Origin of the sequence: Pseudarthrobacter humi (genome assembly GCF_024294965.1) — a bacterium.
Classification (GTDB): Bacteria; Actinomycetota; Actinomycetes; order Actinomycetales; family Micrococcaceae; genus Arthrobacter; species Arthrobacter humi.
Window position 1 is genome coordinate 13419 of record NZ_JANCLV010000006.1, and the last position, 13024, is coordinate 26442.

10 protein-coding genes and 1 pseudogene are annotated in these 13024 nt (G+C 65.2%); 7 read left to right on the forward strand and 4 right to left on the reverse strand.

Annotated elements, in window-relative coordinates; genetic code table 11:
- Nucleotides 1–8: 8 nt before the first annotated feature.
- Together NFC73_RS10370 and NFC73_RS10375 are read right to left on the reverse strand one after the other, a co-directional pair.
- Complete coding sequence (locus tag NFC73_RS10370) at nt 9–1529, reverse strand: MmgE/PrpD family protein (protein ID WP_254749928.1); 1521 nt, start codon at nt 1527–1529, stop codon at nt 9–11.
- Nucleotides 1522–2182 (reverse strand): annotated as a pseudogene (locus tag NFC73_RS10375) (GntR family transcriptional regulator). Before NFC73_RS10375 ends, NFC73_RS10370 begins: the two are co-directional and overlap by 8 nt.
- A 229-nt stretch (nt 2183–2411) precedes the next feature.
- On the opposite strand from NFC73_RS10375, the gene NFC73_RS10380 reads away from it, so the two are divergent.
- Both NFC73_RS10380 and NFC73_RS10385 read left to right on the forward strand, forming a co-directional pair.
- Nucleotides 2412–3995, forward strand: coding sequence for an NCS1 family nucleobase:cation symporter-1 (locus NFC73_RS10380; RefSeq protein WP_254749932.1), 1584 nt, complete (start codon nt 2412–2414; stop codon nt 3993–3995).
- A 40-nt stretch (nt 3996–4035) separates the two neighbouring features.
- Nucleotides 4036–5133, forward strand: a complete 1098-nt coding sequence (locus NFC73_RS10385; protein ID WP_254749934.1) for a pyridoxal-phosphate-dependent aminotransferase family protein — start codon at nt 4036–4038, stop codon at nt 5131–5133.
- A 15-nt stretch (nt 5134–5148) separates the two neighbouring features.
- Here the strand turns inward: NFC73_RS10385 and NFC73_RS10390 are convergent, their stop codons facing one another.
- Together NFC73_RS10390 and NFC73_RS10395 are read right to left on the reverse strand one after the other, a co-directional pair.
- Complete coding sequence (locus tag NFC73_RS10390; protein WP_254749936.1) at nt 5149–5862, reverse strand: response regulator; 714 nt, start codon at nt 5860–5862, stop codon at nt 5149–5151.
- Nucleotides 5859–7499 carry a sensor histidine kinase gene (locus NFC73_RS10395; RefSeq protein WP_254749938.1) on the reverse strand — a complete coding sequence of 547 codons (1641 nt, stop codon included), beginning with the start codon at nt 7497–7499 and terminating at the stop codon, nt 5859–5861. The genes NFC73_RS10390 and NFC73_RS10395 overlap by 4 nt, the downstream gene beginning before the upstream one ends.
- 141 nt (nt 7500–7640) lie before the next feature.
- Here NFC73_RS10395 and NFC73_RS10400 point away from each other — a divergent pair, with 141 nt between their 5' ends.
- The 5 genes from NFC73_RS10400 to NFC73_RS10420 all read left to right on the forward strand — a co-directional run bounded on the left by NFC73_RS10400 (nt 7641) and on the right by NFC73_RS10420 (nt 13022).
- Nucleotides 7641–8984: a cation:dicarboxylate symporter family transporter gene (locus tag NFC73_RS10400; protein ID WP_254749940.1), complete on the forward strand. Its 1344-nt coding sequence runs from the start codon at nt 7641–7643 to the stop codon at nt 8982–8984.
- Nucleotides 8985–9226: 242 nt separating this feature from the next.
- On the forward strand, nt 9227–10126 hold the full coding sequence (locus tag NFC73_RS10405; RefSeq protein WP_056342349.1) for a ParA family protein: 900 nt from the start codon (nt 9227–9229) through the stop codon (nt 10124–10126).
- 6 nt (nt 10127–10132) lie between these two features.
- Complete coding sequence (locus NFC73_RS10410; protein ID WP_254749942.1) at nt 10133–10945, forward strand: segregation and condensation protein A; 813 nt, start codon at nt 10133–10135, stop codon at nt 10943–10945.
- Between the two features lie 89 nt (nt 10946–11034).
- On the forward strand, nt 11035–11604 hold the full coding sequence (gene scpB / locus NFC73_RS10415) for an SMC-Scp complex subunit ScpB (protein WP_254750273.1): 570 nt from the start codon (nt 11035–11037) through the stop codon (nt 11602–11604).
- A gap of 110 nt (nt 11605–11714) precedes the next feature.
- Nucleotides 11715–13022, forward strand: coding sequence for a pseudouridine synthase (locus NFC73_RS10420; RefSeq protein ID WP_254749944.1), 1308 nt, complete (start codon nt 11715–11717; stop codon nt 13020–13022).
- The last annotated feature ends 2 nt before the right edge of the window (nt 13023–13024 follow it).

Genomic DNA, 13024 nt, shown 5'->3' on the forward strand with positions numbered 1-13024 from the left:
AGCAGAGCCTAGAAGAGGCCGGCGGGTGCGTTGCTGAGGTCGATGACACCCGGAGCGGCGGTGATGTTCAGCTGGTCCAGTTCGCCCGGGCCCAGGTCCGGGAGGCTTTCGGCGGCCGCGAGGAAACGCTCGATTTCCGCCTCGGCGACCAGGCCGGCTGCCAGGGTGCGGAACTTGTTGATGTACTGCTGGCGGGCGAACGGCCGGGCGCCGAGCGGGTGGGCGTCGGCTACGGCGATCTGGTCGGTGATGACCGTGCCGTCGTTCAGGGTGATCTCCACGGAACCGCCGAAGGCCTTCTCGGCGATGTCCAGCGAGTGGTAGCGGCGGGTCCACTCGGGGTCTTCGACGGTGCTGACCTTGTTCCACAGCTCCACGGTGTCGGCGCGGCCGGCACGCTCAGGACTGTAGGAGTCAACGTGGTGCCAGGAGCCGTCCTGGAGTGCCACGGTGAAGATGTATGGGATGGAGTGGTCCAGGGTTTCCCGGCTGGCCGTGGGGCTGTATTTCTGCGGGTCGTTGGCGCCGGAACCGATCACGTAGTGCGTGTGGTGGCTGGTCTTGATCAGGACCGACGCCACGTTGGCCGGGTCCGTTGCCTCGGGGTGCTCGGTGTGGAGCTTGCGGGCCAGGTCGATCCAGGCCTGGGCCTGGTATTCCGCGGAGTGTTCCTTGGTGTATGTGTCCATAATGGCGCGCTTGGCTTCGCCGGCCTCGGGCAGGGGGACGTCGTAGGAGGCGTCCGGGCCGTCCAGCATCCAGGCGATCACGCCGTCTTCGCCTTCGTAGATCGGCACGGGGGAGGTCTGGCCGCGCATGGAGCGGTCCACGGCTTCCACCGCCATCTTGCCCGCGAACGCCGGTGCGTGGGCTTTCCACGTGGAGATTTCGCCCTTGCGGGACTGGCGGGTGGCGGTGGTGGTGTGCAGCGCCTGGCCGACGGACTGGAAGATCGTCTCGACGTCCAGGCCCAGGAGCGTGCCGATACCGGCGGCGGCGGACGGGCCGAGGTGCGCCACGTGGTCGATCTTGTGCTTGTGCAGGCAGATGGCCTTGACCAGGTTGACCTGGATCTCGTAGCCGGTGGCAATGCCGCGGATCAGGTCCCTGCCGCTGGCGCCGACATGCTGGCCCACAGCGAGAATCGGCGGGATGTTGTCGCCGGGGTGCGAGTAGTCGGCCGCCAGGAACGTGTCGTGGTAGTCGAGCTCGCGGACAGCCACGCCGTTGGCCCAGGCTGCCCACTCGGGGGAGACCCGGTCCGTGATGCCGAACACGCCGGCGCCCTTGCCGTTGGTGGTCGGTGCGTGGGTCAGCGCCTGGGCGCGGGCAGCCACGATCGGGCCGCGGTTAAGGGAGGCGACGGCCACGGAGGCGTTGTCGATGACACGGTTGATGACCATCTCGGTGACTTCGGGCGTGACCTCGACGGCGTCGGCGGCGACCACGGCGATCTTGTGCGCCAGCTGCTCCTCGCGGGGGAGGTTCTCTTCGCTCTTGTAGACGCGGACGTGGTTGAGCTTAACCATGGTGCTCCTTCTTAGTGCTGTGAATGGGTAGCTTTGACGTGGGAAAGGCTGCGGTGCAGGTGCAGGGTGGTGGCTGCCTCGGCGAGCCTGGCGTTGCCTGCTGCGATGGCCTCCGCGATGGCCGCGTGTTCGACGGCGGCCGCGTTCAGTCGCGGGGCGTCATCGGCGGCGAGGCGGCGGACCCGGACCAGATGGACACGCAGGCTGCGCATCGCCTGGGCGAGGTAGGAGTTGGAGATGGCGGCGTCGATCGCCTCATCCAACCGGCCCACCAGGGCGTAGTACTCGTGCCGGGCGGGATCGGCGTCGCTGATCAGCTCCTGCGCCCGCAGGAGCTCTGCGTGGAGTTTCTCAAAGACCGCGCGCTCGCCGCGTTCGGCAGCGAGGGCGGCTGCCTTGCCCTCCAGTGTTTCGCGGAGCTCGAACATCTCATCGATGTCCTCCAGCGAGATGTCGGTGACGACGACGCCGCGGCCGCCCGCCGCCGTCGTCAGTCCTTCCGCGCTGAGCCGGCTCAGCGCCTCCCGGACCGGAGTGCGTGAGACGCCCAGGCGCTCCGACTGTTCCACCTCGGCAAGGACCGTCCCGGGTGCCAGGCGCCATTCGATAATGTCTTCGCGAAGCGTTGCGTAGGCTTTGTCGCTGGCCCGCATGGTCCCTCCTTCAATCCGCTGCTCAGGATCAGTGTATACACAAATTGCCATTTAGCCCAGCAGATTGGCGTAAACCGGCACGAGTAGGTCATCTGTGTATACAAATACATTCGACGCCTCGTCCAGCACGGCCCAGCGATACAAGATGGGGCTCGTTGACTGCGCGCCGGCGGACTACAGTTGGCGCCATGTCCAGCAATGCCGTTTCCGTCCTACGGAGGTCTGCATCATGTCCCATCACCATGGTCCCGGCGCCCACGACGAGCACGGGCATCCGCATCTGATTGACCCTGAGCCGTGGGGTACCGGTGACCCCGCGGTCGAGGAAATCGTGAGGGGGGAGCCAGCCGCCCGGGTCCAGGTGCCCGCGGGCGTAAGCCCCCGGCTCTACAACGAGGACCTGGCGCCGACCACGCGCAAGGGGCGCACCTGGCATGCCTACAGCATCTTCACGCTCTGGGCAAACGACGTGCACTCGCTGGGCAATTACGTGTTTGCCATCGGATTGTTCGCCTTGGGATTGGGCGCCTGGCAGATCATGCTCGCCTTCCTGCTCGGCGCCGTCCTGCTGTTCCTTCTCCTGAACCTTTCGGGGTTTATGGGCGAGCGGACCGGCGTGCCGTTCCCGGTCATGAGCAGGATCGCGTTCGGCATCCGGGGCTCCAATATCCCCGCCATCATCCGCGGCGCCGTGGCCGTCGCCTGGTTCGGCATCCAAACCTATCTGGCCTCCGTGGTGCTCCGTGTGCTGATCCTGGCCCTCGCGCCGTCGCTGGCACCGCTCGATACAGACTCGTTTCTCGGGCTCTCGACGCTGGGCTGGATATCGTTCGTTTCGCTGTGGGCGGTGCAGACGGTGATCGTGAGCTTCGGCATGGAGATGATCCGCAAGTACGAGGCGTTCGCTGGCCCCATCATCCTGGTCACGATGCTCACGCTGGCCGTCTGGATGTTGGTGGAAGCCGGCGGGACCATCGCCTGGTCCACCGCCGACTCGCTGACAGGCCCGGTGATGTGGGTGCGGATTTTCCAGTCGGCCGCGCTGTGGGTGGTCGTTTACGGGACGTTCGTACTGAACTTCTGCGACTTCACCCGGGGCGCACCGTCCGGGCGGTCCGTGGTTCGGGGCAACTTCTTCGGCATCCCCATCAACATGCTCTTCTTCGCCGCGATCGTCGTTGTCCTCGCCGGCGCCCAGTACAGGATCGACGGAAGGGTTATCGAGTCGCCCACCGACGTCGTCAATGCCATCCCGAATACGCTCCTGCTGGTGCTGGCCTGCCTGGCCCTGATCATCCTGACGGTGGCCGTGAACCTCATGGCCAACTTCGTGGCACCCATATACACGCTGGCCCACCTCTTCCCGCGGACGCTGAATTTCCGCCGCGCTGCCATGGTCTCCGCACTGATCGGCCTGGTGATCCTGCCCTGGAACCTGTACAACTCGCCCGTGGTCATCGTCTATTTCCTCGGCGGCCTGGGCGCCCTCCTGGGACCACTGTTCGGCGTCATCATGGCCGACTACTGGCTGGTCCGTAAGGGCAGGGTCAACATTCCGGATCTGTACTCGGACTCCCCCGACGGGGCGTATGCCTACACCCGTGGCGTCAACCGGAAGGCCGTCATCGCGGGCACACCGGCTGCCATCGTCGCGCTGGTGCTGGCCCTAGTCCCGGCGTTCACCTATATCTCCGGCTTCTCCTGGTTCGTCGGCGCGATCCTGGCCGCCGTCACCTACCTGCTGATCATGGACCGCCACACGCCGTTCGAGGCCGTCGACGGCGAGCACATCGCCGTCGCACCGAAGCACTGACCGGCCCCCAAGCGCAAGAGCCCCCAACGAAGGAGTTCCAATGCCACAGGCTTTGACCTCGCGGTTCCTGTTCGGTCCGGGACCGAGCAACTGCTACCCGGAAGTGACCGCCGCGTTGGCGCATCCGGTGATCGGGCACCTGGATCCGGTGTTCATTGAACGGCTCGACAACACCTGCGAAGGCCTCCGCACGGTCTGGGGGACTCAGAATGCCCGCACGCTGCCCTTGAGCGTCACCGGTTCCGGCGGCATGGAAGCGGCTTTTGTGAACACCGTGGACGACGGCGATGTGGCAGTGATTGCCGTCAACGGCCTCTTCGGTGAGCGCATGTGTGAGGTGGCCCGCCGCTGCGGTGCCACCGTGGTTCGTGTAGACCACGAATGGGGCACGCCCATCGACGTCGAACGCGTGCTGACGGCCCACCCGCGGCCGAAGGTGATTGCGGCCGTCCACGCCGAAACGTCGACTGGCGTGCTGTCCGACGTCGCATCGCTCGGGCAGAACAAGGGTGATGCGCTGTTAATTGTGGACGCCGTGACATCCATCGGCGGACTGGAACTCCTGGCAGACGACTGGGGAATCGACGTCGGCTATGCCGGCACCCAGAAATGCCTCGGCGTGCCGCCAGGGCTGTCGCCCTTCACCATGTCGGGTGAGGCCTTCGAGCGAAGGATCAAGGATCCCCGCTCCTGGTACCTGGACGTCGGTCTGCTGGGCGGTTACGTCGGGGCCGCCAGCGGCAGCGGCAGAACCTACCACCACACGCCGCCGGTCACCATGATCGCCGGTCTCGAGGCGGGCTTGCAAAGAATCCTGGCCGAGGGACTGGATGCGGTTCAGGCGCGCCACCGCGCGGCAGGGGCCGCGTTGCAGGCGGGAATCCAGGAGATGGGACTTGAGCTGTTCGCGGCCGAGGGCCACCGGCTGCCCAGCCTTACTACTGTCAAGGTCCCGGACGGCGTCGACTCCGCGGCCGTACGCCGCCATCTGCTGGAGCACTTCAGCATCGAGATTGGCTCAGGGGCGGGCAAATACACTTCCAGCGTCTGGCGGATCGGAATGATGGGCCCGAACGCAAACGCCGCATCAGTGACTCTGGTGCTGGGGGCCCTCAAGGAAGCCATCTCCGCTGCCTAGCCGCACCCTGTAGGCTCAGGGCCGCTTCCAGCCGTATTCGTTCTCCGGCCGGCCGGGCGTGCCGTAGCGGGGGGCCCGGGAAACGCGGCCTGCGTCGGCGAGGTATTCGAGGTAGCGCCTGGCTGTCACGCGGGACATGCCCAGGGCGGCCATGACTTCCGTAGCTGAAACAGATTCCGAATGCTGTTTCAGGTACGCCTGGACTGAGTCGAGAGTGGAGACTGAGAGGCCCTTGGGCAGGGGCAGTTCCGACGGCGCCCGGAGGCTTGCGAAGGCCTGGTCCACCTCGCTCTGGGAGGCGCCGGTCCTGCCGGCACCGGCCTCCGGGGAAGCCAGTTGCTGCCGGAACAGCCGGTAGCTGGAAAGCTTGTCTTCGAACGTGGCAAACGTGAAGGGCTTGATCAGGTACTGGACCACGCCGATGGCGACGGCGCTGCGGACAATCGCCACTTCCCGGACCGCGGTGATGGCAATGATGTCCGCCAGGATTCCTGCCGCACGCATCCGGCGGGCGATGTCCAGGCCATGCAGGTCCGGAAGGTTCATGTCGAGGAGGACCAGTTCCACCGGCTGGCCGGCTGCCGCCAGATCTGTCAGGATCCTGAGCGCAGACTGGCCGTCAGGGGCCGTCCCGGCAACAGTGAACCCTGCCATCCTCCCCACGTAGGCCGAGTGCGCGGCCGACGCCACCGGTTCGTCCTCCACCACGAGGACTCGGATATCGGTCACTGGAACTGCTCCTCTTTGTCGGTCCCGGCGGCCATGGCCGGCAGGAAGACATGGAAGCGTGCGCCGTCCTTGCCTGTGATGGTCATGGTACCGTCCAGGCGCTGCACGGCCTGGCGGACGAGGGCCAGGCCAATGCCGCGTCCGAACGGACCGGACGCCTTGGTGCTGAAGCCGTGCCGGAAAATGTCCTCCACGGCGGCGGGGTCCACGCCTGGGCCGGAATCCGCCACGGTGATGTCCAGGCCCTCGGCATCGGACTCCACGGTCAGCTCCACTGTCCTGGGAGCCGCGCCATCCGCGGCGGCGTCGATCGCGTTGTCCAAGAGGTTTCCCAGGATGGTGACAAGGTCCTGGACAGCCAGGCCGGCAACGGACGCGGACCCCTCGGTGGAGAGCGTCAGCTTCACTCCGCGCTCATTCGCTTCGGCGGCCTTCCCCATGATCAGGGCGCTGAGAACCGGCTCGTCCACGGAACTCACCATCTCGTCGGTCAGTTGCTGGCTCAGTTCGAGATCCTTGGTGGCGAATTCCAAGGCCTCCCGGGTTCGGCCCAGTTCCAGCAGGGAAACCATGGTGTGCAGCCGGTTGGCGTGCTCGTGGGTCTGGGCGCGGAGGGCGTCGGACAGCGTCCGCATCGTTTCGAGTTCACTGCCCAGGGATTCGATCTCCGTCCGGTCCCGGATGGTGGCCACGGTGCCGAACACCGCGGGGCGGCGGAGGCCGGGAGAGTCGGGCCCGACGGCCGGACCCTGGTTCACCACCACGATCCGCGGGCCCGTCAGGTGGATTTCGTCGTGGGCCGTGCGGCCGGATTCAAAGAGTTCCTTCAAGCTGGGGGACAGCGGGAGGTCCTTCAGGGAGGGCGGCCTGGACGGATCGTCTTCCGAATCGCGTGGTTCCAGTCCCAACAGCTCAGCGGCCTGGTCGTTGTACATGACCACCCGGCCCTTGGTGTCGATCAGGATCAGCCCCTCACGCACCGAATGCAGGACCGATTCGTAGTAGGCGAACAGCTGCGCCAGCTGCTCCGGCCCCCACCCCCTGGTCACGCGGCGCAGGTAGCGGCCCAACAGCCAGGACGCCAAGGATCCGCCCCCGAGCAGGGCCAGGCCGAGGACCAGCAGTGCGGGCAGCCGGCCGGAGAGTGCAACGTCAACTGTCCGGACCGTGACCCCGGCGGCAACCAGCGCCTTGACGTTGCCCGCGGCATCCCTGACCGGAACAACGGTCCGCACCGACGGCCCCAGCGTTCCTGCTGTGACCTCGGTGAACACTTCGCCACGCAGCGACGCCTCGATGGAGCCGATATACGGCCTGCCCAGCTCCTCGTCCCGGGGGTGCGTCCACCGCGTTCTGTCCGGCGCCATGATGGTGAGGAAGTCCGCTCCGGATCCGGCCATGACGTCCAGTGCGTAGGGCTGGAGCAACGCCGACGGATCCGTTCGGTCCGCGGCCTGGAGGACCAGCGGATTAGCGGCGACGGCGGCAGCAACACCGGCCATCCGCCGGCCGGCTTCCTCATAGCTCCGGTCCCTGGCATCGACGAACGTTGCGGTGCCCGCCACCGCAATGAAGGCCAGCACAATCAGCAGATTCGCCACGAACAGCCTGCGGGCGATACTCCAGCGGTGGAACATCAAGCACCTCCCATGACCAATATGAACGCAACAGTGAGCTAAGTCACGGGGTGGCCAATGATGGATATCACACCGGACCGACGCGATGAGCCCAGAGAATGCGCCGCAGCGTCTACCAGATTATCCATAAGGAGACACATCATGGCTTCTCAACGAGGAGAGTCGCTCGGCACCGTGAAGACGCGGCGCAAGGGCTTGGACAAATCACACTATCTTTACATTGCCGTTATTGCCGCCGTGATCCTGGGCGCCCTCGTCGGCCTGCTTTTCCCCGAGGTCGGCAAATCACTGAAGCCCCTCGGTGACGGCTTTATCAAGCTCATCAAAATGATGATTGCACCGATCATTTTCTGCACCATCGTCCTGGGCATCGGCTCCATCGCCAAAGCCGCTACGGTCGGCAAGGTGGGCGGCCTGGCCCTGGGCTACTTTGTGCTCATGTCCACGTTCGCCCTGGGCATCGGCCTGGTGGTAGGCAACCTCATCCACCCGGGTGAGGGTTTGAAGCTGGCGGCGTACGACCCCAATAAAAAGGCCGAAGTGGACAGCACGGTTGCTTTCCTCCTAGGCATTATTCCGGGCGACATTCCCGTTCTGCCCACACTCTTCGCCGCCATCCTCGTAGGCTTCGCCCTCCAGAAGATGGGCGCGCAGGGTGCTCCTGTCCTCAAAGCCATCGGCCACGGCCAGGTAGTTGTGTTCAGGATCCTCATCATGATCATGTGGCTTGCTCCGGTGGGCGCCTTCGGTGCCATCGCCGCCGTCGTCGGAGCTACCGGTTTCCAGGCAATCGTGAGCATGTTCACCCTCATGGCCGCCTTCTACATCACCTGCGCCCTCTTCATCGTGGTGATCCTCGGCGGCCTGCTGCAGATGGTGACCGGCGTCAATATCTTCAAGCTGATGAAGTACCTGGGCCGCGAATACCTCCTGATCTTCTCCACCTCCTCTTCCGAAGCAGCGCTGCCACGCCTGATCGCCAAGATGGAGCACTTGGGTGTGTCCAAGCCGGTCGTTGGCGTCACCGTACCCACGGGATACTCCTTCAACCTGGACGGCACCGCAATTTACCTGACTATGGCGTCGCTGTTCGTGGCCAATGCCATGGGTACGCCACTGGACCTGGGTGCTCAGGTATCCCTGCTCATCTTCATGATCATTGCCTCCAAGGGCGCAGCCGGCGTGACCGGTGCAGGCCTGGCAACTCTGGCTGCAGGACTCCAGGCACACAAGCCGGAGCTGCTGGGCGGCGTGGGCATGATCGTTGGTATTGACCGCTTTATGTCCGAAGCCCGGGCGTTGACCAACTTTACGGGCAATGCGGTTGCCACGGTGCTGATCGGTACCTGGGTCAAGGAAATCGACACCAAGCAGGTGGGCGAGGTCCTCTCGGGCCGAGCCCCCTTCGACGAGCAGACCATGATCGCCGGACACGGCGAGCCGGTGGCCGATTCCGCCAAGGCACCGGCCCTGGCCAACGCCTAGGGGCGACCGGCACGGAATCCTGACCAAGCTGCGGACCGCCCGCACAGCCCCGGCTGTGCGGGCGGTTCCTGCGTGCGGGAGGCCAACCTTCGACCTCTACCAGAAGGTAAAGGCTCAGAATCCATGCAAAGTCAAGTTCCCTCGAATACCGTGTCGGGGCCTGTAGCCTAGGTGGAAAGCAGGATCGGCGCTGGAGCTCCAGCGGCAGGAAAATCACCGTCATCGAAAGTGTGGATAGATACGTGAGCAGCGAACAGGGTTCGGCAACTCTGGAAGGCACGGAACTCGATCTGGAAGACGCCGTGATGGGTCCCACCGGGCGCCCCCACCGCGAATTTCCGGAACCCGCCCCGCTGTCGTCCCACGGTCCCGCGCGCGTGATCGCCATGGTCAACCAAAAGGGCGGCGTTGGCAAAACCACATCCACCATCAACCTGGCAGCGGCCCTTGCTGAATACGGCCGCAGGGTGCTGCTGGTTGACTTCGACCCGCAGGGCGCGCTGTCCGCGGGCCTGGGCATCAACCCGCACGAACTGGACCTGACGGTCTACAACGTCCTCATGGACCGCAAGGTGGACATCCGCGACGCCATCCACCAGACCGGCGTCGAAAACGTGGACCTGCTGCCGGCCAACATCGACCTCTCCGCCGCAGAAGTGCAGCTGGTCAATGAAGTCGCCCGTGAGCAGGTCCTGGACAGGGCGCTGAAAAAAGTCGAAGACGATTACGACGTCGTCCTGATTGACTGCCAGCCCTCCCTGGGCCTGCTGACGGTCAACGCCCTGACCGCCGCCCACGGCGTGATCATCCCGCTGATCTGCGAGTTTTTCGCGCTCCGTGCGGTCGCCCTGCTGGTGGAAACCATCGACAAGGTCCAGGACAGGCTGAACCCCGGCCTGCAGGTTGATGGTGTCCTGGCCACCATGTACGACGCCCGCACCCTGCACAGCCGCGAAGTCATCACCCGCCTGGTGGAAGCCTTCGGCGACAAAGTCTTCGAGACCGTCATCAAACGCTCCATCAAGTTCGCGGACGCCACCGTCGCGGCCGAGCCGATCACCAGCTACGCCGGCAGCCATATCGGCGCCGATGCCTACCGCCGCCTGGCCAAAGAGCTGATTTCGCGCGGCGGCGCACCCTAATTACGCGTGGCCGAGTCCAAACCCGGCTTTGAGGTGCGGCTGGCCAACTTCACCGGCCCGTTCGACCTCCTGCTGGGCCTGATCGCCAAGCACCAGCTGGACATCACTGAGGTGGCCATTGCCACCGTCACTGATGAGTTCATCAAGTACATCAGGAAGCTCCAGAAGCTCGGTGAGGAATGGGCGCTGGATGAAGCCAGCGAATTCCTGGTCATCGCCGCCACCCTCCTGGACCTCAAGGCGGCACGGCTCCTGCCCGCCGGTGAAGTCGAGGACGATGAGGACATCGCCCGGCTGGAAGCGCGTGACCTCCTTTTTGCGAGGCTCCTCCAATACAAGGCCTTCAAACAGGTGGCAGCCCTGATGGCCGGAACCCTGGAACAGGAAGCCAGCCGGTTTCCGCGCCAGGTTGCGCTGGAGGAGCACTTCGCCGCCATGCTCCCGGAACTGGTGTGGAAGCACTCGCCGGACCAGTTCGCCCGCCTGGCCGAGTCCGCCCTGAAGCCCAAGATGCCACAGCCCACCGAGGTGGGCCTTGCCCACCTGCATGGCGGTACCGTCAGCGTGAAGGAACAGGCGGAGATCCTGGGGCTCCGGCTCCAGCTGGGGAAGCCCCTGTCGTTCCGCGCGTTGATCGCCGACGCCGATTCCACGCTCGTAGTGGTGGCCAGGTTCCTCGCGTTGCTGGAGATGTTCCGGGACAGGGCAGTCTCCTTCGACCAGGTGTCGCCCCTGGGCGATCTCACCGTGCACTGGATGGTGGATGGCCGGGACTGGTCAACAGAAAACCTAAGCGAAGAATACGAGGAACTGTCGTGAGCCAAGAACTTCCGGAGCCCGGAGCGGAGCCGGTCCTGGACGTCCGGGATCTTCCCGGCGGTGCCAAGGCTGCACTCGAGGCGGTCCTGATGGTCCTGGACCAACCGGCCAGCGCTACTGAGCTGGCGGCCGGGCTTAACCTGACCGTCGCCGTCGTCGAGCAGTTACTGGCGGAACTGCAGCGGGAGTATAGCGGCTATACTGTTAAAGCCCCGGACATGGACCGTGCCAGCGATGCTGGTTTCAGCGCCAGCCCCCGGGGTTTCGAATTGCGGAACATCGCCGGTGGCTGGCGGATCTACTCCCGCGCAGACTTCGCCGAGATCGTCGGACGGTTTGTGCTTGAGGGTCAGACGGCCAGGCTCACGCAGGCGGCCTTGGAAACATTGGCTGTCATCGCGTATCGCCAGCCTGTCTCCAGGGCCAGGGTGTCTGCAATTCGAGGAGTCAATGTCGATTCTGTCGTACGGACATTGACCCAGCGCGGGCTGATCGAAGATTCAGGACACGATCCCGAGTCGGGAGCCATCCTCTACCGGACCACGTCGTATTTCCTCGAACGGATGGGAATCGGCTCCGCAGCGGAACTGCCCCAGCTCTCACCCCATCTTCCGGGGCTCGAGGGCATCGCGGAGTTCTACGACGCAGACAGAATGTAGGCGGGAAATCCCGCGTGCACACACGAATATTCATAAGGGCAGATAATTTCTGCATGGCTGGCTAGGGTTGTTCTTGGACAACCAACCGGCCAAATAACGAAGGACGGGTCATGACACAGGCGGGACGCCAGGGTTCACCACGTAACAGTTCGGGACGCAACAGTTCAGAACGCAATGCCGGACAGGGCGGCGCCAGCCGCAATCCAGCGGCCAGCCGCAATCCGGCGGCCGGCCGCAATCCGGCGCAGGGCGGCGCAAGCCGGAACCCTGCACAGGGCGGCAGCGGCCGCCCCAGCGCGGCGGGCGGCGGATTCCGCGCCGGCGCAGGCAAGCGTAACGCCGGATTCGCCGGCGGCGACCGGCCGTACAAGGCCCCGAGGCCTCGCGAGGAGCCATTTGTGGATCCCGGCGACGCCCCGGCGTCGGCACAGGCCGGACGCGGTGCCTCCGAATGGAAGCCAGCCGGCAGCACATCGGCACGCAAGCCTGCTGCCCGCAAACCGGGCGCCAACAAGGCTCCCGGAACCCCCGGCGCACTCAAGCCCAAGCCGCGCACCGGCAGGCCCGGAGCGGCGGCGTCACGCGCCTTCGGCAGCGAACGGTTTGGCCAGAACCTTGGCCCCGTCCGGAAGCCTGCCCGCAAGCGCGGACCCCGCGGTGACGTTCAGCAGTCGGAAATGCACGACGCCGACGGCACCCGCCTGCAGAAGGTCATGGCCCAGGCCGGCGTGGCTTCGCGCCGCGTCTGCGAAGAGATGATCGCCGAAGGTCGTGTAGAGGTCGACGGCCAGGTGGTCACTGAGCTTGGTGTCCGCGTGGACCCCAAGACAGCGGTCATCCACGTTGATGGCTTGCGCATCCAGCTGGATGAAAACCTCGTGTACATGGTCTTCAACAAGCCCAAGGGCGTGGTGTCCACCATGGAAGACCCCGATGGCCGTCCCTGCATCAGCGATTTTGTACGGAAGACCCACCAGGGCGAACGCCTGTTCCACGTGGGCCGGCTGGACGTCGCCACCGAAGGTCTGCTGCTTCTGACTAACGACGGCGAACTGGCCAACCGGCTGACCCACCCGTCCTACGAGGTCCCCAAGACCTACCTGGTCCAGGTCCGCGGCCCGTTCCCGCAGGGAGTCGGCGCCCAGCTCAGGGAAGGTGTGGAACTCGAGGATGGCTTTGCCTCGGTTGACTCCTTCAAGCTGGTGGACTCGACTCCGGGCCACGTGCTGATCGAAGTGATCCTGCACTCGGGGAAGAACCGGATTGTCCGTCGCCTGTTCGACGCCGTCGGGTTCCCGGTCCTGCGGCTGGTGCGCGTCAAGGTGGGTCCCATTGGCCTGGGCGACCAGCGCCAGGGCAGCATCCGCAACCTTGGCAAGCAGGAAGTCGGCCACCTGCTGGCATCCGTAGGACTCTGAGG